The sequence below is a fragment of the Dongia deserti genome, assembly GCF_003574735.1.
Lineage (GTDB): Bacteria > Pseudomonadota > Alphaproteobacteria > Dongiales > Dongiaceae > Dongia_A > Dongia_A deserti.
This window is the reverse complement of sequence record NZ_QORW01000019.1, coordinates 81,717-102,791: the sequence shown is the minus strand read 5'-3', so window position 1 is coordinate 102,791 and position 21,075 is coordinate 81,717. Positions and strand designations below refer to the sequence as shown.

The following is a 21,075-nucleotide window of genomic DNA, read 5'->3' as shown; positions in this document are numbered from 1 at the left end:
CGTCAGCCTCCTTTCATCGGTTGCACGATCTCGACCCGGTCTCCGGCCGCCAGTCGCACACTTGCCCACTCGCTGCGCGGCATGACCAGATTGTTGACCGCGACAGCGACAAAGCGCTGCCGCTCGTCGACGCCCCGATCCGCCAGCAACTGCGCGAGGCTGGTGGTCTCGACAGTCATTTCAGCGCCATTCAGGATGATCGCGATGCTGGTCATGCGACGCGCTCCATGCTGCCACGTGCCGCGAACCGGGCCGCCGAGAATGGCTGCAGCGCTGGGGGCACGGTCCCGTGCAGCACGTACTCCGCGATCCCGGCCGCGGTGATCGGGGTCAACAGGATTCCGTGGCGGTAGTGGCCGGTGGCGTAGATGAGGCCGGGCAAGGGAGAAGGACCCAGAATCGGCGCATCGTCTCGGCTGGCCGGGCGAAAGCCGCTCCACCTTTCCTCGATCGGCAGCTCGTCGATGTCGGGCAGCAGCGCGCGCGCCTCTTCCAGCAGCTGGAACAATCCGCCTGCAGTCAACCGATCATCGAACCCGCGTTCCTCGACCGTCGCGCCGATCAGCAGGCGGCCGTCGCGCCGCGGCACGAGGTAGCGGCCATTGCGCCAAAGGATGAGCTCGGTAAGCGATGAACTCATGCGCACCGACAGCATCTGGCCCTTGACCGGCCGCACCGGCGGGCGATATTGCGCCGGCAGCGCTTCGTTGGCACCAGACCAGGCGCCTGCGGCAAGGATCACAAGCTCCGCCGCATAGCGGCGACCGCCGGCAATGACGCCCGTCACCTTTCCGCCGGCGAGATCCAGCGCAGTGACTTCGGTATGTTCCTGCAGCCAGCCACCATCGGTCACGAAGGCCGTGCGCAGCGCAGCCATCAGCTTCCTGTTGTCGACCTGGTGATCGGTCGGCGAGACCAAGGCGGCTTTCACATTGGGCGAAAGATGAGGCGACAGCGAGCGCGCCTCTGTCCCGCCGAGCCATCTCGCCTCCAGCTGCAGCCGGGCGAGAAAGTCCTGCAGGAACCGCAGCCGCTCGACTTCGTCGCGATCCAAGGCGACATGCAAGCCGCCGCATTGCCAATAGTCGATCAGCGTGCCGGTTCTCGCCGTGAGCTCCACGGCAAAGGCGGGCCACATCGCGTGACCGGCAAGCGCAAGCTGAATCAGCGCGTCCTCCTCCGGCTCCGCCTCGCTGACCGGTGCCAGCATCCCTGCCGCGGCCTCGCTGGCCGCGCTGCCTGCGCGCCCACGGTCGAACACGGTCACAGCGAGATCGGCGCTTGCCAGCCGCCAGCCGATCGCTAGCCCGATCGCGCCACCACCGATGATCGCGATCATGGCGCTTGCACCTCCTCCGGCCGGTAGATCTCGCCGCCACCGGTCCGGAAGCGCTCGGCCATGTCGCTCATGCCGCGTTCGACCTCGCTTGCGTTCCGCAACTCGTGGCTCAGCTTCATGGAGCAGAATTTCGGGCCGCACATGGAGCAGAAATGCGCAAGCTTCGCGCCTTCCGCCGGCAGTGTTTCGTCGTGGAAGGCCTGGGCTGTCTCCGGGTCCAATGCCAGCTTGAACTGGTCGGCCCAGCGGAACTCGAACCGTGCTCGCGACAAGGCGTCGTCCCACGCCTGCGCGCCCGGATGGCCCTTGGCAAGATCGGCGGCGTGGGCGGCGATCTTGTAGGCGATCACGCCTTGCTTGACGTCGTCCCGGTCGGGCAGGCCCAGATGCTCCTTCGGTGTCACGTAGCAGAGCATGGCGCAGCCAAACCAGCCGATCATCGCCGCTCCAATCGCGCTGGTGATGTGGTCGTAGCCCGGCGCAATGTCTGTGGTGAGCGGGCCCAAGGTGTAGAACGGCGCCTCCGCGCAGATCTCGCTCTGCAGGTCCATGTTCTCCTTGATCTTGTGCATCGGGATGTGGCCGGGGCCTTCGATCATCACCTGGACGTCATGATCATAGGCGATGCGGCGCAGCTCGCCTGCCGTGCGCAGCTCGGCGAACTGCGCGGCGTCATTGGCGTCCGCAATCGAGCCAGGCCGCAGACCGTCTCCGAGAGAGATCGAGATGTCGTAGGCGCGGCAGATCTCGCAGATCTCCGCAAAGCGCTCGTAGAGGAAGTTCTCGCGGTGATGCGCCAGGCACCATTTGGCCAGGATGGCGCCGCCACGCGAGACGATGCCCGTGACCCGCCCAATCGTCAGCGGGATATAGGCCAACCGCACGCCGGCGTGGATCGTGAAATAATCGACGCCTTGTTCCGCCTGCTCGATCAGCGTGTCGCGATAGACCTCCCAGGTGAGATCCTCGGCCTTGCCGCCGACCTTCTCCAGCGCCTGGTAGATGGGAACCGTGCCGAGTGGCACCGGGCAATTGCGGATAATCCAGTCGCGAATGTTGTGGATGTCCCTGCCCGTGGAGAGATCCATCACCGTATCGGCACCCCAGCGCGTCGCCCACACCATCTTCTCCACCTCCTCGATGGCGGAGGACGCAACTGCGGAATTGCCGATATTGGCGTTCACCTTGACCAGGAAATTGCGGCCGATCGCCATCGGCTCGCTTTCCGGATGATTGACGTTGGCCGGCAGGATCGCCCGCCCGCGCGCGATCTCGTTGCGCACGAATTCCGGTGTGACGGCACCGTTCCCGGTAGCCCCGCAGTTTTCGCGCAGCGCCACATACTCCATTTCCGGCGTGACGATGCCGCGCTTGGCGTAGGCGAGCTGCGTGACGGCATGGCCGCGAAGCGCGCGCCGCGGCACATGCGGTGCGGGACAAGGCGGAACAGCAGCCTCGCCATCGATCCGGCCATTGTCCAGCGGATGGATCGGCCGTCCTTCATAAACTTCGGCATCGCCGCGGGATTCGATCCAGCTAAGCCGTCGCCGTGCCAATCCGCGCGCCAGATCGATGCGCGCGCCAGAGTCGGTGTAGGAGCCCGATGTGTCATAGAGCATCAGCGCCTGCTGCTGCGCATCGTGCGGCAGGTCGACGCTGCGCATGGCGACGTCGTGCGCGCCCGCATAAACCTTGCGCGAACCGGGAATGGCGCCAGTGGTGACGGCGGCAGCGGCAGTGGTGGCAGAGGAAGCTTCGGGTAGGCGCATGCGGATCTCCGTCCTTCGAGTTTCGGAGACCCGGGATTGACCAAAGCGAAAGGGGAAATAAAGCGGCTGGAGTCCGCGCATTAACTTCCTTCCCTACGCCGGCATGACCCGGATCAGGTTCGAAGGGTCCTGACGTCGCCGATTTTCATCGACCAGCCAGTCTCAGCCCCTTGCCGGGGCACCCCTAGGAAACTGCATTACTGATAACGCTGACCGGTCGGCCAGGTCAAGCCGGTTGAACGCGATCCAGAGCAAAGTTCAACGCGGCCGCTGTTCGCAACCACAGGAGGCCACAATCGCAGTGCGGGATCCTTGGAACAGTCGTGGGGGCTCCGTCATTGTTTCCAGAGCGCAACGCAAAACCATATTTTGCAATCTATGCTTGGTCTCACCGGCCCGCTGGCAGGGCACATGGCTGTCCACATTGTTGCGATGAATGTCGTGGCGCCCCTCGCCCTCGTGGCATGCAGATGTCTTCTGCCTGCACACACCGGTGCGTCAGCTCGCCAGCAGATTGGACCAGCAACCGTCCTTCAGCTTGTCGTGCTCTGGGGATGGCATTTGCCGCCTGCGGTTCAATTCGCTCTTGCGTCCAGTGTTGGATTCATGGCGATGCAGTCATCACTCCTGCTCGCGGCTCTGTTGTTTTGGTACTCCGTGATATTCGCGGAAGCTCGTTGGTACTCGCTCCTCGCGCTACTCACCACGGGCAAGCTCTTCTGCCTGCTTGGCGCTCTGCTCACCTTCGCGCCCCGTCCGATATATCCGCAGTTGCGCGAACTATACGCGCAGGCCGGACATTTTCCGGTAGAGACTGCACTGTCGGATCAGCAGCTTGCCGGCCTTTTGATGCTCGTCGCATGTCCCCTGATCTATGTGCTCGCCAGTGTAGTTCTCGCGGCGCGCTGGCTTCTGGAGTGGAGCGATCACAGCTCGCCGCTTCCAAGCGACAAGGCTTGGCAATGATCGGCGTCTTCGTTCGACGCTGGAAGCTTATTGGCCTGGTCGCGCTTGGGACGGTCGCTCTCTTGATATTCCTTGCCGCCATTTTCATGGCTTCCGGCGTCTATAACGTAGCGGCATCGGAGCGCCACTTCCTGGTCACGAACAAGCTCCTCGCCTTCACCCTGCAGCGATCAATCGAAACGCATAGCATGTTCGTCGAAGTGCCAAAGCAGAACGAAGAAGATCTGGTGCCTCTGGGGGCCAATCACTTCAGTTCGGCTTGTGCACTGTGCCACGGCAGCCCTACGGAACGGCGGAATGCCGTCGTTCTGAGAATGCTTCCCACACCGCCACCGCTGAAAGAAGCCGCGACGAAGTGGACCCCGGCGCAACTCTTCTGGATCGTGAAGCACGGGCTCAAATATACCGGCATGCCGGCCTGGCCCGGCGCGCAACGGGACGACGAGGTCTGGGCCGTCGTGGCCTTTCTGAGGCGCCTGCCCGATATGGATCGAGCTGAGTATCGACGCTTGGTTCGTGCAGAGCCGCGCACTGAGAGCGAGGAGCGTTCGCCGCTCGTCTTTGAGCAGAAGGAAGAGCTCCCGCATTTCTGCTCGCGCTGCCACGGTACCGCCAGCACACTACCGGCAAGCCGGCGAGTGCCGGCGCTGCATGGCCAGTCCGCAGGCTATTTGAAGCGCGCGCTTGAAGAATACAGGAACGGCACGCGATCGAGCGGATTCATGGAGCCGGTCGCTACGAACCTGACCGCGGCGCAAATCGACTCTTTGTCCAATGAGTATGCCGAACGTGATCCGATCCACACCGCTCCCGTGCCAAAGGATTCACGCTCGCTGAAGCGCGGCCGTGCCATCGCCGAGATCGGCATTCGTGAAAGCGGTATCCCGCCGTGCCTCGCCTGTCACTCGGGACGCGCATCAAAGCAATTTCCGATCCTTCGTGGCCTCTCGGCGGACTACATGATGGGCCAATTATCTCTGTGGCGCCGAGGCCTGCGGGACGAGACGGCATACGGCGCAATCATGGCTGTCATTGCCAACCGCCTGAACCAACAGCAGATTCGCGACGTCACGGCATACCTGGAATCTCTTCAGAACAAGCACTCGGCCGATCGGCCGAGCGCGGGTAGAGGCGGCGAATGAGCCATTCACGGCCCACCACGCCTATGGTGCCTTCTCTTCTAGGTCTGGCGCTCGGTGGCTGCGAGGGTGTGCAGTCGGCCCTCTCAGCGAGCGGCGATGAGGCACATGACATCCGGCTTCTGCTCTGGATCGCCGGGGCCGTGTGCGCAGCCACCCTGGTGCTCGTGCTCGTTTTTGGAATATTGGCGTTCAACGGTTCGGCGCGCGTGCGGGCCTGGATCGCACGAGATCAGCTCATAGTCTCTGGCGGGCTCGTGCTGCCGGTCGTCGTTCTGAGCGGCCTCCTTGCGTACGCATTGCTTGTTCTGCAGGCGGGCGCCGCCCGCAGCGCATTCGCTGGGGAGCCGAGCGTGACGATCATCGGAAAGCGCTGGTGGTGGAAGGTCATCTACCGCGATTCAGAGGGACGTGAGGTGGTGAGCGCCAATGAGCTGCGGCTGCCGCTCGGCCAGCCTATCTCCCTCCGCCTTATCACCGACGATGTCATCCACAGCTTCTGGGCGCCAAAGCTCGCTGGCAAACTGGACATGATTCCGGGCCGCACGAACGTGCTGACCGTCCAGTCGAACGAAGTCGGTGTCAGTCGTGGTCAATGCGCGGAATATTGCGGCGGCGCGCATGCCCTGATGGCCTTCTATGTGGTGACACTTCCGGAAGAGGAATATCAAGCCTGGCTAGCGCGCGAGGCATCGAAGGCGCTGCCGCCGGCGACCGAGGCTGAAAAGCGCGGCCACGCAGTCTTCGTGGAGAGCGGATGCGGTGCCTGCCACACGATCAGGGGCACGGAGGCGCGCGGCACGATTGGTCCGGATCTCACGCATGTCGGGTCGCGCATGTCGCTCGCCGCCGCCACCTTGCCGAACGACGCCAATTCGTTTGCGCGCTGGATCACCGACAATCAGCATATCAAGCCGGAAAATCTGATGCCGCCCTTCCGGCATTTCAAGGCAGGGGAGCTCGACACGCTTGCCAATTACCTCGACAGCCTGAAGTGACGCCATGGCTTCCCTGTCCGAACTGGGCCTGCCCCTGACCATCATCATCTTTGCGCTTTCCGCTATCACTGTATGGATCGCCGGCACCCGGCTATCTGAATATGCCGACACGATCAAAAACGCCACTGGCATCGGGCAGGCCATCGTCGGAATCATTCTGCTCGCGGGCGTCACATCCCTGCCAGAGATCGGAGTCACGGCAACCGCTTCACTAGCCGGTGAGGCAGAGCTGGCGGCCAACAACCTGTTCGGCAGTATTGCGCTGCAGGTGTCCCTGCTTGCCGCTGTTGACGCAGCGATCGGTCGAAACGCGCTCACCTCCGTGATCCCCGACCCCACAATTATTCTGGAGGGTGCTTTGAACATCGCGCTTCTCGCAGCCATTGCGGCAGCCATCATTGTTGGCGACCGAGCGGTCTTCGGCATAGGCCTGTGGGCCTGGGGCAGCCTCGCGGCCTACCTCGCATCAGTGTGGATGCTGTCGCGCACCAAGGGCAGGCGGCCATGGCTGGCGGCGCGTGGCGGCCGCATTGAACGGGCTCCGATTCAGGAACGGGACGAGGAAGCAACGAGCCCGAAGACAGAGCGCCGCGCTCTTCGCCTCGTCATCGTGAAAACAGTTGCTGTGGCCATAACTATTCTCGGCGCGGGAGCGCTGCTGGCCTCGAGCGGTGAGGCAATTGCGGTGCAGACGGGGCTCGGATCGAGCTTTATCGGCTTTGTGCTTGTCGCCTTCTCGACCTCGTTGCCAGAGCTAAGTACTGCCTTGTCGGCCGCTCGCCAGGGGCTCTTCGTCATGGCGATTTCCGACATTCTCGGCACGAACCTCATCAATATCGGATTGCTGTTCGTCATCGACCTTCTTGGGAGCGGCGAGCCGGTGATAAGCCAAATCGGCGCTTTCTCCGCTTTCGGTGCAATGCTCGGCGTGGTGCTGACGGCCTTGTTCCTGATCGGACTTGCCGAACGCCGCGATCGAGCTCTCTTGCGGATGGGCTACGATTCGATCTTCGTGGTCCTGGCCTATACCGGCGGTGTCGTCTTTCTCTACACATTGCGGGACGCGACATGACGGCGAGTTCCGACCGCAGATTGCCGAACCCAACCCCGCGTCCCGATGATGAGCGGGACCAACTGGAGCGGATCTGGTCGACGCCAAAGGGCTGGCGCATTCTCAGCGCCGTCAACAACACGGCTGTGGGTGTTGCCTATATTGGTGGGGCCTTCCTGTTCTTCCTCATGGCCGGTGTGCTCGCGCTTGTCATGCGCACACAACTGTCCGTGCCAGAAAACCAGTTCCTCGATCAGGATCTCTATAACCAGATCTTCACGGTGCATGGCACCACCATGATGTTTCTATTCGCGGTGCCTGCGATCGAGGCTTTGGGTGTCTTGCTGCTGCCGCAGATGCTGGCCGCGCGCGATCTACCGTTTCCGCGGCTCAGCGCATTCGCCATCTGGGCTTATATGATTGGGGGGCTCGTCTTCTTCTCGACCATATTCTACGATCTTGCTCCCAAGGGTGGCTGGTTCATGTATCCGCCGCTGACGCTGACGGAATATTCGCCTGGCCATAATGCCGATTTCTGGCTGCTGGGCATCGGCTTCATCGAGATCTCCGCGATCGCCGGTGCGGTCGAGATCGTCGTCGGAACGCTGAAGACCCGACCGCCGGGCATGTCGCTGGCCAGAATGCCGATCTTCGCCTGGTCGATGCTGATTTTTGCCGGCATGATCATGTTCGCGTTTCCGGCTGTGATTCTCGCGACGATGCTACTGGAGATCGAACGGTCCTTCGGCTGGCCATTCTTCACCGCCGCCAAAGGCGGCGATCCACTCCTCTGGCAGCACTTGTTCTGGTTCTTTGGCCATCCCGAGGTCTACATCATTTTCCTTCCGGCCGCAGGGTTGGTCTCGATGATCGTACCGACAATGGCGCGCCACCGTCTGGTCGGCTACAACCTCATTGTCGTTGCTTTGATCGCCACCGGGTTCTTCAGTTTCGGCCTGTGGGTGCATCATATGTTCACGACCGGCATCCCGGCTTTGAGCCTCGGTTTCTTCTCGGCGGCGAGCATGGCGGTTGCCATTCCGTCGGGAATCCAGGTGTTCTCCTGGATCGCTACCATGGCGGCCGCCCGGGAACGATTCCGTATTACCACCGCGTCCCTATTCGTCCTCGGTTTCCTTTTCATTTTCACCATCGGTGGGCTCACGGGCGTTCTAGTGGCGCTTGTCCCATTGGATTTCCAGCTTCACGACAGCTACTTCGTGGTTGCGCATTTCCATTATGTGCTCGTGGGCGGAATGGTGTTTCCGCTCTTTGCCACTTTCTATTACTGGATCACGATGGTCAGTCGAAACCAGCTCTCGGAGCGCGTCGGACGATGGGTGTTCTGGCTCATGTTTCTCGGCTTCAACATTGCCTTTCTGCCGATGCATTGGACGGGCTTGTCGGGTATGCCCCGTCGTATCTGGACCTACCCGCCTTCGCTCGGATGGGATGGCCTCAACATGATCTCGACCGTCGGCGCCTTTATTCTCGCTGCTGGCGTGCTCCTGTTCGTCGTCGATCTCCTGCGCCGCTTCAGGCCGGGACAAAGAGAAAATGAGAACCCCTGGGGCGCCGGCACCCTCGAGTGGCTTCCGGCAGACGTCTATTCCACCCGCAGCATCCCACGCGTATCGAGCCGGGAACCGCTGTGGGACCAACCTGGCCTTGCGGAAGACGTGGAAGCGGGGCACTACTATTTGCCCAACGCGCCGACCGGGGGGCGCGAGACCATCGTCACAAGCCCCGTTGAAGCCGAGCCCGAATACATCATCCGGATGCCCGGGAACGGCTGGGGCCATGTTTGGGCCGCCATTTTCACGGCGGCCTGCTTCCTGCTCCTCACAGTCAAGGTCGTGGTTCCGGCATTGATCTGCGCACTGCTCGCGATCGCGTCGTGCATCGCGTGGGCATGGCAGCTCGATCACGGACCCGGCAAAGAGCCGGTCGAAATCGGCGGCGGCATCAAGTTGCCGACCTACATGTCCGGCCCTTCTTCGCACTCGTGGTGGGCGATGAGCGTTCTCATCCTGGTCGCCGCCTCGCTTTATGTCGCCTTCGCCTTTTCATATCTCTATCTTTGGCTCGTTTCGCCACAGGTTTGGGCGCCACACGGCTCGCCGCCACTGCCGACCCCGAGTTGGGCGATCGGCACGGCGCTGCTTCTGGCATTGGGCACTGCAATCATCGTTGTCGCCAATCGCCTGCTGCCGGCGCCCGGTCGGCGCGATATACGCGGAGTGCTCCTGCTTTTTCTGGCTGCGGCGTGTCTGGCTGCCGCGGGTTTGGTCGAGTTGTTCGTGCACTGGAACTCGGGACTACGGCCGACTGCCAATGCCTACGGCGCCATGGTGTACATGGCGAGTGCGCTGAACTTGCAAGTGGCGTTTGCTGTTCTGATCATGGCTGGTTTCACCGTCGCCCGTGCATTCGTCGGCAGAGTGGATCGCGAAAGGCGGGTCACTTTCGACAATACGCTCATGCTGTTTGTTTATGGCGTGGCGCAGACGCTTTTGGGTCTGATCCTGGTACACGGTTTTCCGCGAGCGGTTGGCTAGAATGGTGCATAGCGGAAGCCCTGGCCAAAAGCAGCACGTTACCTCGATTGTCAGGCTGATCGCGTACCTTCTGGCCGGTCCGCTCATCTGGGCTGTGCAGTTCTCAATCGTGTACGCGGTGCACACGCTGGCTTGTGCAATCTCACCTGGGGAAACAGCGATCGGCGGCTGGCTGCTTCTTTTCATGGTGGGCGTGACTGCCGCATCAGTTGCCGCTGCGCTCGCGATTCTTCTCTGCGGCCGCCGCATCCGGCGTGCGGTTTGTGGGGGCAGCAATGCGGCCGGATGGACTGCCTACGACATCATTTCCGGCTTTCTGATCATTCTGTCAGTCGTTGCCATGTCATGGTCCGGAGTGGCCATCGGTCTGCTCGAAACCTGCGATCAGACACAAATGTAAGCCAAACGCAGTCTTCCACCGGAAGATCGCTCATATACAACTGCGCCGCTGGGTGCTTCAGAGAAAGGCTGAAAGGACCAGCAGAACGAGAAAACCGACACCAGCAGCGATGGCGGCGGCTTGTTGGTAATGCCGCTCTTCAGCTTCCGGTACGAGCTTGGCGATGGTCAAATAGAAGATGCCACCAGCACCCATGCCGAATAGGCCTCCGAGAACGGCTTGCGATAGATCACGCAGCAGCAGCCACCCGATCAGTGTGGAAACGAGAACAGCCGCCGCGATCAGGCCAGTCCATCCGAAGATGCGCTTTTTTTGATGGCGCCGGTCCGCGTCCGGTTCGTTGAGGATAAGCTCCCCAATGCTGAGTCCTTCACTAAAGTTGTCGATGCCAATCGCGAGCGCGATTACAAGACCGACCTGAGGTTCAATTGCCGCTCCAATTCCGATGCTCACTCCCTCGATCAGTTCCTCGACGCTGGTACCACCGGCAAGAACGGTCACCTCGCTGCCGCGCGGTCGATGCCGTCTATGGAACCGGACGACCTTCTCACGCTCCGCAGCCTTCTCGCCCACCAGCTTTCCTCGGTGAATAAAAAGATCAAACGCGTAAATGGCCAGAAAACCGGCGGAAAAAGCGGCAACCGTAGCCGGCATGGAGCTGCGTGTCAGGGCATTGGGTACCATCTCGAAGCTAATCGTGCCCAGAAGGACGCCGCTGGCGAAACCAAGGGCGATCGACATGAACAAGGTGGTCGGTGCCCGCAAGAGCGCGACCAACCCACCGAGCGGCGATGCGGTCGCCGCAACCACAGCGATGGCAGCTAGCATACCCAAGTCACTCGCCATGGCCGTCTCCTAGCCGTTACGCGGCGCCCTCGGGAGGCCGATTGTCACTGTAAGCAGTGGAAACTCGGCACAATTTTGATTTTACATCTTCGGTCTGGCAACGGAAGGAGGCGAGTGGTTACGACCGCATATTGAGCCGTTGGACAGCATCGACAACTATCGCGGATTCTCCTACCTGCAAGCACATCGGATTGAAAGCCACGATGCCTTGATCGCAGAAGGTCGGGTCCACCTGGATTGACGGAGTGCCACTCTGTAGGGCGATCACCAGATCCTGAGCGGATAACGTGCCGTCACGCGGCAACGCGAGTGTCACGATTGGCACCTCTTCAACGTTATCGAATCCTGTCAGCTCAACGCGGCAGCCAGGCAGTGATTGGAGACCGTCCGCTAGATCCTGGGCCAGCTTGCACCATCGGCCGTGGCGCGCCTCGTCGCCTTCGGCCACGAACAGCTCCAGGGCGGCGAGTAGGCCGATGATCTGCTCCTTGCCGACCTTACACGGGCGGCCGATGCCATGCTGTGGCGTGCCTTTGAGTCGGCCCTTGTCGATCAAGATCGGCGGCGGTGCCCACTGCTCCCACAGGATGTCGAGATCGAGATGCTGCAAAGCAGCTGCCATCACGAGATCGCGGCGGCCGCATAGAAATCCGGTTGCCTGCGGTCCATTGATCGCCTTGCCGCCGGAGAAAGCCACCAGGTCCGCGCCCTCTGTGATGAATCGCCGGAGATTCCCCTGCGGGGGCAATTGCGCCGCCGCATCGACGATGACGGGAACACCCGCCGCGTGCGCCACCTTGACCACGTCCACGAGCGAAGGCCGCGCGGCACGATCTGCAACGTAAAAGACGGCCGCCGTGCGCTCGCTGATGGCATCGGCAATCTCCCAGGGCTCGGCATCGCGAATGCCGGCGCCGGCATAGCGGTCCGGCAGGCCCACTTCGACGAAGCGAACGCCGGCGGTACGGACCGCGTGATCGTAGAAATTCCGCTGGCTGCGAACGACGATGACCTCGTTCTTCATGCCGCTGGTGTCTGGCAGGCGCGCCATCCGGCCCGGATCCAGGCCGGTCACACACGCCGCGGTCGCCAGGAGCAGGCAGGCCGCGGCACCCGAGGCGACGTACCCTGCCTCGGCCCCGGTCACGTCAGCGATCACCTGCGAGGCATGCGCCTCCAACTCCGCCATGTCCACGCAGTGCCCCGCGGCTTCGGACATCGCGGCAAGCACCGCAGGATGCATGACGCCGCCGGACAGTCGCGTCGCAGGGCCCTTGGCATTGATCAGCGTCTTGATGCCTCTGCGCTCATAGATGTTCATGGCACCACCTTAATAGGTGCAAGTCAGTCCGCCATCGACCACCAGCGCCTGGCCGGTCACATAGCGGCTGTCGTCGCTGGCCAGGAACAGGATGGGTCCTGCCACATCCTCGGCCTTGCCGGGACGGCGCAGCGGCAACCGTCCATGTTTGATGAAGACGTCCTGGAACCAGTCGGTTTGATGCTCATGCACGTTGCCGTGCATCAGCGCCATGCGTGTGTCGATGTAGCCGGGCGCAACCGCATTCACGCGGATGCCCATCGGCCCGAAATCCACCGCCATGCAGCGCGTGAGATTGATCACGGCACCTTTGGCGGTCGCATAGGCCATCGAGTTCGGCTGCCCGCGCAAGCCCTGGATCGACGCCACGTTAATGATAGAGGCGCAGGGGCTGCGGCGCAGATGCGGCATGGCCGCCTGGGCGCCATAGAGTACGCTGTCGAGATTGACGTTCATCACCTTGTGCCATTGTTCCGCGGACAGCGCCTCGAATGGCGTATCGTCGGTGATGGCCGCGTTGTTGACCAAGATGTCCAACCGGCCCCAGGCGTCTGCCGCCGCGTTGACGGCGCGCGCGAGCTCGCTCCTGTTCGAGACGTCGGCGCTGGTTGTACGGACCTGAAGGCCGTCCTTGGCCAGTTGCTCCGCTGCTTCGGTCAGGACATCGGCGTCGATGTCGCACATCATGACGCGGGCGCCCTCCTGGGCGAGCGCGCGCGTCGCCGCCAGCCCGATCCCGCGGGCAGCACCCGTCACGAAGGCAACACGGGATTCCAGCCTTCTCATGGTCTAGTCCGGATTCAGACGGAAGTCCGCGCCTTCTGGCAAGGTCTGGCCGCCATCTACCACGATGGTCGTGCCGGTGATGTAGGCGGCATCGTCCGAAGCCAGGAACAGCACGGCATTTGCCACGTCGCGCGGCGTGCCGAGGCGGCCGAGCGGGATCATGTCCTGCATCGACTGGATGAAGGCCGCGCTACGCGCTTCCTTCACGCCCTCCGTCAGGATGTTGCCCGGCTCCACCCCGTTTACGGTGATGCCATAGGGCGCGAACTCCAGGGCCGCGGCCTTGATGAAGCCATTGATGCCCGCCTTGCTGGCGGAATAGTGCCCGTGGCCGGGACTGGTCACGCGCGGGCCGGTGATGGAGGAGGTGAAGATCATGCGCCCGGAACGCTGGGCTTTCATCGGGGCCAGGGCGGCACGGGCCGCCAGATAGGTGCCCTTGAGATTCACCGCCAGCACGCTGTCCCACTCCTCCGGCTCGATGTTCTCGATCAGGGTCCAGGGATAGATGCCGGCGTTCTGCACCAGAATGTCGAGCTGCCCACATTGCTCAAGCGCTGTTGCCACGGCGCGCTCGGCGTCGGCCTTCTGGGCGATATCGATCTGAAGGAAACGACCGCCGAGGCGACTTGCGGTGGCTTCTCCCGCGGGCTCGCGATCGGCGATGACGATCTGCGCGCCCTCCTCCACGAATCGCGCGGCGATGCCGGCGCCGATGCCGCGCGCGGCGCCGATGATGAGAGCGATGCGGTCCTTGAGCCTCATACGAACTTCTGCCGGATCCGGAGTTTCACGGTGTCGAGAAGCACGGCGGCCAGAACCAGCGCACCCAGGATCATCTGCGTGTAATGCGCCGGAAGCCCCATCAGATTGATCGCAGTGTGGATCGACGACAGCAGCAGCACGCCCGCATAGACTCCGGGCAGACGCCCGATGCCGCCCTTGAGGCTGACGCCGCCGATCACCACTGCCGCGAATGCATTGAACAGCATGCCGGTGCCGAGATTGGCGGTCGCGCCCGACGTGCGGATGGCCAGCAGCCATCCGGCCAGGCCGGCAACTGCGCCCGCCACCACGAACGTGATGAGCACCAGGCGATCGACCTTGATCCCCGCGCGGAACGTCGCGACCGGATTGCCGCCGATCATCGTGACATGGCGGCCGAACGGCGTTTTCGCCATGACGAAGGTGAAGATCACAAAGCAGGCGATCGCCAGCCATGCAATCAGAGGGACATGTGCGACAGTCTGAATGCCCATGAAGCGCAGCGAGGGCGCCAGATCCTGGGCCGAGCGCCCACCGGAGATGGCAACGACCAGCCCGCGCACCCAGATATAACCAGCGAGCGTCACGATGAACGCATTCATATTGAGCCGCACGACGAGGAAGCCATTGATCGCGCCGACCAGCCCGCCGACCACCAGCGCCAGCGCCAGCGAAGCGGGGATCACCAGCCATTCCGGCGTCAGTGTCACGCCAAGCCCGATGCCGCGCGCGCAGAACAGGATGCCGGTCACCATGGCCGTCAACGCCGCCACCGATTCCACCGACAAATCCATGTTGCCGGCGATGATGACGATGGCAAGGCCGATGGCCATGACGCCGACGAAGGTGGATTGCTCCACGATGTTGGCGAAGATTCCGATCTGGAAGAAGTGAGGGATCGTGCTCGAGAACACGATCAGCACGACCGCCAGCATCAGCCAGACGAGATTGTCGAGGACAAACTCGGCCAATGCGCGGCGGTCTCGCAGTCGCACTGCAAGGCTGGAAGATCGGCCTCCGGAGCGCTTCGCTCCGGAGGCTGCCTGATCGGAATTCATTGCAACCCGCTCATTCCACCGGCTTGATCGGTTCGGCTGGTGCCTTCAGGTTGCCCCAGAAGCGTGAGTCGTCCACGTTCTCCTTGGTGATGGCCGCGCCGGGAATCTTGAGGTTCGGTCCCCACGATTCGATGGTGAGCTCGGATTCCAGGCCAAGCACGTTGTACTTGCCCGGCTTGATCTCCTCCTTGTTGACCACCTTGTCGGCGAACATGCCGATCGCCGCAGCCTGGGCGTAGAGCGGCTGCTCCACTTCCACCTGCTCCCAGCCCCTGCGGATAAGATCGAGGCCCACCGGCGCGCCATTGGAGGAGACGAGCAGCACGTCGCCCGGCTTCTTGCCCTTGGCCTCGAGAGACGCCACGGCAGCGACCGCGAGGTGCGCCGCGTGCACGAAGATCAGATCGATGTCCGGATTAGCCAGCATCTGGTCGGCGACAATGGTGCCGGCGTTCGACGCTTCCCACTGCATGGCCGGCAGCGAGATGATCTTGACGTCCGGGAATTCCTTCATCCGCTCCTCGAAGCCCTGCTGGATGTCGAGGGTGTAGGGATCCGCCGGGTCGCCCAGGACCTGGAGCACCTTGCCCTTGACTGAGCCGTTCTTCTCCTTCAGCAGGCGCTGGATCTCGCCGGCCGCGACGTAGCCGATTTCGACCGTGCCAGCGACAGAGGTGAAGTCCGACTGTGTCTCCGTGATCTGCCGGTCGAAGATCATGACGGGAATGCCGGCAGCGCGCGCCTTTTCGATCGAGGGCTGCAGAGCATTGAAATCGACCGCCGCCAGGACGATCGCCTTCGGCTTCAGGTTGATGACGTCGTTCATCTGGCTCTGCTGCAGGTCGGTCTTGTTGTCGGCGTTGAGCGTGACGGGCTCGTAGCCGACGTCTTTGAGAAATTTCTCGATCGCAGCCACCGACTCAGTCTGGAACTCGTCCAGCAGCGTCGGCACCATGTAGTAGATCTTCCCCTTCGATTCCGCCCAAGCCGGCGCGACCGCTACGGCTGCCAGGATTGCCAGGGCGGCAATCACGCTACTCAACAGACGTTTCATGTTGCTTCTCCTCTGTCCTTCCGGTTTTGCGCAGCCCCTTGGCTACGCTTGTTGGGCTTGGCCTTGCACTGCCTCGCCTGTGATCATTTGCACGACTTCATCGGGGCTGGTCGCGGTTCGCTGCACGTCGCCCGCCACAACACCTTGACGGATCACCACGATGCGGTCGGCGACCTGAAAGGCCTGCGCCATAATGTGGGTGATGATGACGACGCCGATGCCTTGCGCCGCGATCCGCTTGATCATCTCCAGCCCCCGCCGCGTCTGCTCCACGCCGAGCGCCGCGAACGGCTCATCCAGCAGCACCAGCTTGCCGCCCCAATGGACGAAGCGGTTGAGCTCGATGGCCTGGCGCTGACCGCCGGACAAGTGCTCCACGTTGGTCCGCAGCGACGGTATCCGCGTGCCCGCATTGGCCATCGCGTTCGCGACCGCCGCCTCCATTTCCGCCTCCTGCAGGATCGGAATGCCGAACCAGCGCTTGACGATCTCGCGCCCCATGAAGAAATTCGCGACCACATCGACGTTGGTGCAGAGCGAGAGATCCTGATAGACGGTCTCGATGCCGGCCGCCTTGGCCTCCGCCGGCGACGCGAAGCGTCTTTCTTCGCCCTCGAAGATCACCTTTCCTGCGCTTTGCTCGAGCCCGCCCGCGATGATCTTGACCAAGGTCGACTTGCCGGCGCCGTTGTCCCCAAGCAGCGCCACCACCTCACCGCGGTGGATCTCGAAGCTGATGCCCCGCAGCGCTTGGATCGCGCCGAAGTTCTTGGTGATCCCCTCCAGCCGGAGCAAAGGCGCCTCTGCCATCACGCCGCCTCCGTTGCGGGTTGGGCTCGCACCGGCGCGCTACTCTCTTCGTCGTTTGCGAACAGCGAGCCGAAGCGCGGTGACAGCACGCCAGCGACCGCCAGCGCGGCTGCTCCACGCAGCGCCGCGTTCGCGCCATCGACTGCGCGCGTGATGCGCGGTGCTGCCCGCCCCCGTCGCTCCGAGACCGAGTGTGCGAGCGGCTCGGCGGCTTCGACCAGTCGCGTCAGGATCGACTCATCAGCCGGCCCGCCAATGACAATGGTTTCCGGATCGAACAGGTTTTCGATGGCAACCAGGGCTGCACGCAGCAAAGGTGCAGCTTCCGCGACCCATCCATCGACACCAACGGATGCCGAGCGGCGCCCCATCGCTTCCAATGACAGATAGCGTTCCAGGCATCCCCGGTTGCCGCACGGACACGGCTCCCCGTTCGGGACGAGCGGCAGGTGCCCGATTTCGCCGGCATTGCCGAAGGCGCCGCGCAAAGGCGCGCCTTCATGCACGAGGCAACCACCCAGACCAACTCCGAAATAGAGATAATAGAACTCCCGCAGCGTTCGTCCGGCGCCATAGAGCCTTTCACCTAAAGCCGCTGCAGCCATGTCGGTCTCGATGAAAGCCGGCAGGCCCGTAAGCTTGGCAAGCCGCTCCCGGATGGGGATTCCCTTCCACCCCTCCAGCGTCGTCGGGCCGACGAAGCTCATAGATTCCACATCGAAGGGACCCGGCATCGCGAGGCCAATGCCAAGCATACGGCCGCGCGGCCGCAACTTGCGAAGACTCGTCACGAGAATGCCGATCTCCCGGAAAGCCCGATCGGGACGCATCTGCCGCAGCTTTTTCTCGCGCTCTCCGATGACTTCGCCGGCCAGATTGATCAGCGCCGCTTTCAGGCCGACCGGTGTGACGTGCACGCCGATGGCATGGCCGCCATCGGGATTGATATTCAGAAATGTCGGTGGCAGGCCGCGCCCCTTGGGCAGCTCGCGGGCACCCAGCACAAAGCCCTCAAGCTCCAACTCGCGGACGATGTTCGAGACGGTCTGGACCGTCAACCCCACGCGCTTGGCGATGTCCCCACGCGCGATCGGGCCATGGAGCCGGACCGTCTCCAGTACAATACGGCGGTTGTAAGGCCGCCCCGATCCCTGGTTCGTCCCCTTCAGCGCCATGCCTGCGCGTCCCTTGCTCCGAACACGCTAAGACCGACAACGGCAATATGTCAAATGGATTTCAAAAATAGCGCGCCGCGGATGGCGGCACAAACGAGGATCAGGGTCCTGCGGCGGCGGCGCGCTCGGCGGGTGTAGGGGTCTCTGCCTCGCGATGTTCGGCAGCATCGAGCGCAAATGCCACGGCCTCATCCACACGCTCAAGCCACAGGAACTCGATCGCGTTGCGGACTTCTTCGGGGATGTCCTCGAAATCTTTCCGGTTTCGCGTTGGCAGCATCACGCGTTTGACGCCGGCGCGATGGGCGGCGACGACCTTTTCCTTGATGCCGCCGACCGGCAGCACCAGGCCGCGCAAGCTGATCTCGCCGGTCATCGCGGTGTCGCTGCGCACGGTGCGTTTGGAGAACAGCGAGGCCAGCGCCAAAAACATCGCGATGCCCGCGCTGGGGCCGTCTTTCGGGGTTGCACCTGCGGGCACATGGACGTGAATGTCGGACCTGTCGAGGCGCTCCGGGTCAATACCCAGGGAACCTGCGCGATTCTTCACGATGCTGAGCGCGGCCTGGACGCTCTCCCTCATGACGCCGCCCAACTGCCCGGTCAGGATGAGCTTCCCGCTTCCCGGCATCCGCGTCGCCTCGATGAACAGGATCTCGCCGCCGACCGGCGTCCAGGCGAGACCGGTGGCGACACCGGAAATGCTGGTGCGCATCGCGACCTCGCTCTCGAAGCGCGGCGCGCCCAGGATGGTGGTCAGATCCTGGGTGCCGATCCGGATCGGACCGCTCTCCCCCTCCGCGATGCGGACGACGGCATGGCGTAGAATACGGCCGATCTCGCGCTCCAGATTTCTGACACCGGCCTCGCGGGTGTATTGCTGGATCGTTTGGCGGATCGCCTCACCGGCGACCTCCGCCTGCCCCTCCTTGAGACCGTTCGCCTCCAACTGTCGGCGCAGAAGATAGCGGCGCGCGATCTGCAGCTTCTCCTCGACCGTGTAACCAGCAAGGCTGATGATCTCCATACGGTCCCGCAAGGGGCCGGGTATGGTATCGAGCATGTTGGCGGTCGTGAGGAAAATCACCCGGCTCAGATCGAATGGCACCCCGAGGTAGTTGTCGCGGAACGTGCTGTTCTGCTCCGGGTCCAGCACTTCGAGCATAGCGGCGCGCGGATCGCCCTGGATGCTGGCGCCGAGCTTGTCGATCTCGTCCAGCATCATCACGCAATTGCGCGTGCCTGCCTTGCGGATCGCCTGGATGATGTTACCCGGCAGAGCGCCAATGTAGGTGCGGCGGTGGCCGCGGATTTCCGCTTCGTCGTGCACGCCACCCAGGCTTACGCGCCCGAACTTGCGGTTCATCGCGCGTGCGATCGACTGGCCGAGCGAGGTCTTGCCGACGCCGGGCGGGCCGACGAAGCACAGGATCGGCGCCCTGCCCTGCGGCGCCAGCTTGCGGACCGCGAGATATTCCACGATCCGCTGCTTGATCTTCTCCAGCCCGAAATGGTCTTCATCCAGAATGCGTCGGGCCTCCTTGATATCGATGGGTATCTCCTCGGGCAGGCTCCACGGCAGCTCGATCAGCCAATCGAGATAGGATCGAACCATGCCGTATTCGGCGACGGATTCCGGCATACGTTGCAACCGGCGCAGCTCCTTGGCGGCGTGTTCCTCGACCTCCTTGGGCATGCCAGCCTTGGCGATCGCCTGCTCCAGTTCCGCGATCTCGGCGGCCTTGCCCTCCTCGCCTTCGCCGAGCTGGCGTTGAATCGCCGCCATCTGCTCGCGCAGCAGGACCTCGCGCTGGCGCTCGTCCAGGGCCGCCTTGGTCTGCCGGCTGATCTCTCGCGACAGGCGCAGCACCTCGATGCGATGGCCAAGGAGGCTTGAGACCTTCTCCATGCGGGCGAGAACATCGAGCGTTTCCAGCACCTCCTGCTTCTCCGCCGGCTTCACATCCATGTAGGAAATGGCGAAGTCGGCCAGGGCCGCAGGCGAGTCGATGGACTGGACAGCACTGACCAGTTCCGTAGGCGCCTGCGGCAGCAACTGCATCGCCTCGACCCCTTGGCTCTTCAGATTGACAAAGCGTGCTTCGACCTCCGGCGTGTGCGTCTCAGGCTCCGGCATGCGCAGGATGCGCGCCACGAGGAACGGCCAGCCGACGAGGAATTCCATAATCTGGAACCGCTGCTCTCCCTGGCAGACGAGATGGTGCGATCCGTCTGGGGCCGTTACAAAGCGGACGATGTTGGCGATCGTGCCGATCCGGTACATATCGAGCGGCGCGGGATCCTGCTGCTCCGCGTCGCGCTGCAGCAGGATACCCACCTGCTGTTGCTCGCGCAGGGCATGCTGTGCCGCCATGGCGGACTTCTTCCGGCCGATCGTGATTGGCAGCACAAGCCCTGGGAACAGCACGGTGTTCCGCACCGGCACGATGGCGACCGCATCGGGCGGGATCGGCGCATAGCCGGTGCCATGCGTGGTACGGGCGGGCGCGTCGTCAGGTGGCGACAGCATTTCTGTTTCAGCCAAGGGATCCTCTCGCCTTCCGCAGAGTGATGAGCAGGCAGCCGGCGACCGCCGCGCGGCCGACATCGCTGTATCGGCCCGGCGGAAGGGGGACGCGGCGGTAGAAGCGCCCCTGCGGCAACTCCAGCCGATGAATGGTAGCGGTGCGCAGCTCCGGCGGGAGCGCCCTCGCTCCGCCGATCGCTAGATGACCCTCCTCGATGACCGCTTGCGCTTGATCGACGTCAACGCCCGGAAGCGCTACCAGCACCAGGACCGCGTCCTCCGTCTCAAGGATGTCGACCGGCGGCTCCCAAACCGGCACGCGGGCGAGCAACCCCATGGGCCGGAAGAACTCGCGATGCATCCGCTCGGCCCGCGCGAGCAATTCGCAGGCCTGCGACCACATCCAATCGCGTGCGGGATCGCTTGTCATGAAATCGCTCTGTCAGCCATGCTTAGGATTTATGGCGCCGCAACCGCTATCAACGCCGCGTATCACCGCGCATCCTGTGGAGA

General features: G+C 63.1%; 19 protein-coding genes and 1 riboswitch. Of the genes, 6 read left to right on the top strand and 13 right to left on the bottom strand.

Features of this window, described 5'->3' with window-relative positions:
- Nucleotides 1-2 precede the first annotated feature (2 nt).
- Genes thiS through thiC form a run of 3 tightly spaced genes read right to left on the bottom strand, consistent with a single transcriptional unit; the run spans nucleotide 3 to nucleotide 3,108 of the window.
- On the bottom strand, nucleotides 3-215 hold the full coding sequence (gene thiS, locus DTX69_RS24195) for a sulfur carrier protein ThiS (RefSeq protein ID WP_119304154.1): 213 nt from the start codon (nucleotides 213-215) through the stop codon (nucleotides 3-5).
- Entirely contained in the window at nucleotides 212-1,339 is a 1,128-nt protein-coding gene (gene thiO, locus DTX69_RS24190; RefSeq protein WP_119304153.1) for a glycine oxidase ThiO, read from the bottom strand. The genes thiS and thiO overlap by 4 nt, the downstream gene beginning before the upstream one ends.
- On the bottom strand, nucleotides 1,336-3,108 hold the full coding sequence (thiC, locus tag DTX69_RS24185; protein ID WP_119304152.1) for a phosphomethylpyrimidine synthase ThiC: 1,773 nt from the start codon (nucleotides 3,106-3,108) through the stop codon (nucleotides 1,336-1,338). Before thiC ends, thiO begins: the two co-directional genes overlap by 4 nt.
- A 73-nt stretch (nucleotides 3,109-3,181) precedes the next feature.
- A riboswitch (TPP riboswitch) is annotated at nucleotides 3,182-3,304 on the bottom strand.
- 215 nt (nucleotides 3,305-3,519) lie between these two features.
- Here thiC and DTX69_RS24180 point away from each other — a divergent pair.
- From DTX69_RS24180 to DTX69_RS24155, 6 genes are read left to right on the top strand one after another with little or no spacing between them, the layout of a single operon-like run.
- Complete coding sequence (locus DTX69_RS24180; RefSeq protein WP_284736034.1) at nucleotides 3,520-4,074, top strand: cytochrome c oxidase assembly protein; 555 nt, start codon at nucleotides 3,520-3,522, stop codon at nucleotides 4,072-4,074.
- A complete protein-coding gene (locus DTX69_RS24175; RefSeq protein ID WP_162917519.1) occupies nucleotides 4,071-5,216 on the top strand; it encodes a c-type cytochrome in 1,146 nt (381 codons plus the stop codon). Before DTX69_RS24180 ends, DTX69_RS24175 begins: the two co-directional genes overlap by 4 nt.
- Nucleotides 5,213-6,211 carry a cytochrome c oxidase subunit II gene (locus DTX69_RS24170; RefSeq protein WP_284736033.1) on the top strand — a complete coding sequence of 333 codons (999 nt, stop codon included), beginning with the start codon at nucleotides 5,213-5,215 and terminating at the stop codon, nucleotides 6,209-6,211. The genes DTX69_RS24175 and DTX69_RS24170 overlap by 4 nt, the downstream gene beginning before the upstream one ends.
- Before the next feature lie 4 nt (nucleotides 6,212-6,215).
- Nucleotides 6,216-7,283, top strand: a complete 1,068-nt coding sequence (locus DTX69_RS24165) for a sodium:calcium antiporter (protein WP_119304148.1) — start codon at nucleotides 6,216-6,218, stop codon at nucleotides 7,281-7,283.
- Nucleotides 7,280-9,820 (top strand): cytochrome c oxidase subunit I, encoded by a 2,541-nt coding sequence (gene ctaD / locus DTX69_RS24160; protein WP_119304147.1) that lies wholly within the window; start codon nucleotides 7,280-7,282, stop codon nucleotides 9,818-9,820. Before DTX69_RS24165 ends, ctaD begins: the two co-directional genes overlap by 4 nt.
- Nucleotide 9,821: 1 nt before the next feature.
- Nucleotides 9,822-10,220: a hypothetical protein gene (locus DTX69_RS24155; protein WP_119304146.1), complete on the top strand. Its 399-nt coding sequence runs from the start codon at nucleotides 9,822-9,824 to the stop codon at nucleotides 10,218-10,220.
- Nucleotides 10,221-10,277: 57 nt separating this feature from the next.
- Here DTX69_RS24155 and DTX69_RS24150 read toward each other — a convergent pair whose 3' ends face one another.
- From DTX69_RS24150 to DTX69_RS24105, 10 genes are all read right to left on the bottom strand, one after another.
- Nucleotides 10,278-11,066, bottom strand: a complete 789-nt coding sequence (locus DTX69_RS24150; protein WP_119304145.1) for a ZIP family metal transporter — start codon at nucleotides 11,064-11,066, stop codon at nucleotides 10,278-10,280.
- A gap of 118 nt (nucleotides 11,067-11,184) precedes the next feature.
- Complete coding sequence (locus tag DTX69_RS24145) at nucleotides 11,185-12,387, bottom strand: aminotransferase class V-fold PLP-dependent enzyme (protein WP_119304144.1); 1,203 nt, start codon at nucleotides 12,385-12,387, stop codon at nucleotides 11,185-11,187.
- Between the two features lie 9 nt (nucleotides 12,388-12,396).
- Nucleotides 12,397-13,173 (bottom strand): SDR family NAD(P)-dependent oxidoreductase, encoded by a 777-nt coding sequence (locus tag DTX69_RS24140; RefSeq protein WP_119304143.1) that lies wholly within the window; start codon nucleotides 13,171-13,173, stop codon nucleotides 12,397-12,399.
- A gap of 3 nt (nucleotides 13,174-13,176) precedes the next feature.
- Complete coding sequence (locus DTX69_RS24135) at nucleotides 13,177-13,938, bottom strand: SDR family oxidoreductase (RefSeq protein WP_119304142.1); 762 nt, start codon at nucleotides 13,936-13,938, stop codon at nucleotides 13,177-13,179.
- Nucleotides 13,935-14,873, bottom strand: coding sequence for an ABC transporter permease (locus DTX69_RS24130; protein WP_407643997.1), 939 nt, complete (start codon nucleotides 14,871-14,873; stop codon nucleotides 13,935-13,937). The genes DTX69_RS24135 and DTX69_RS24130 overlap by 4 nt, the downstream gene beginning before the upstream one ends.
- 133 nt (nucleotides 14,874-15,006) lie before the next feature.
- Nucleotides 15,007-16,050: a sugar ABC transporter substrate-binding protein gene (locus tag DTX69_RS24125; RefSeq protein ID WP_119304141.1), complete on the bottom strand. Its 1,044-nt coding sequence runs from the start codon at nucleotides 16,048-16,050 to the stop codon at nucleotides 15,007-15,009.
- 42 nt (nucleotides 16,051-16,092) lie between these two features.
- Nucleotides 16,093-16,860, bottom strand: a complete 768-nt coding sequence (locus DTX69_RS24120; RefSeq protein ID WP_119304140.1) for an ATP-binding cassette domain-containing protein — start codon at nucleotides 16,858-16,860, stop codon at nucleotides 16,093-16,095.
- On the bottom strand, nucleotides 16,860-18,035 hold the full coding sequence (locus tag DTX69_RS24115) for an ROK family transcriptional regulator (RefSeq protein WP_119304139.1): 1,176 nt from the start codon (nucleotides 18,033-18,035) through the stop codon (nucleotides 16,860-16,862). Before DTX69_RS24115 ends, DTX69_RS24120 begins: the two co-directional genes overlap by 1 nt.
- Before the next feature lie 100 nt (nucleotides 18,036-18,135).
- On the bottom strand, nucleotides 18,136-20,580 hold the full coding sequence (gene lon, locus DTX69_RS24110) for an endopeptidase La (RefSeq protein WP_284736031.1): 2,445 nt from the start codon (nucleotides 20,578-20,580) through the stop codon (nucleotides 18,136-18,138).
- Complete coding sequence (locus DTX69_RS24105; RefSeq protein ID WP_119304137.1) at nucleotides 20,573-20,992, bottom strand: Hsp20/alpha crystallin family protein; 420 nt, start codon at nucleotides 20,990-20,992, stop codon at nucleotides 20,573-20,575. The genes lon and DTX69_RS24105 overlap by 8 nt, the downstream gene beginning before the upstream one ends.
- Nucleotides 20,993-21,075 lie beyond the last annotated feature (83 nt).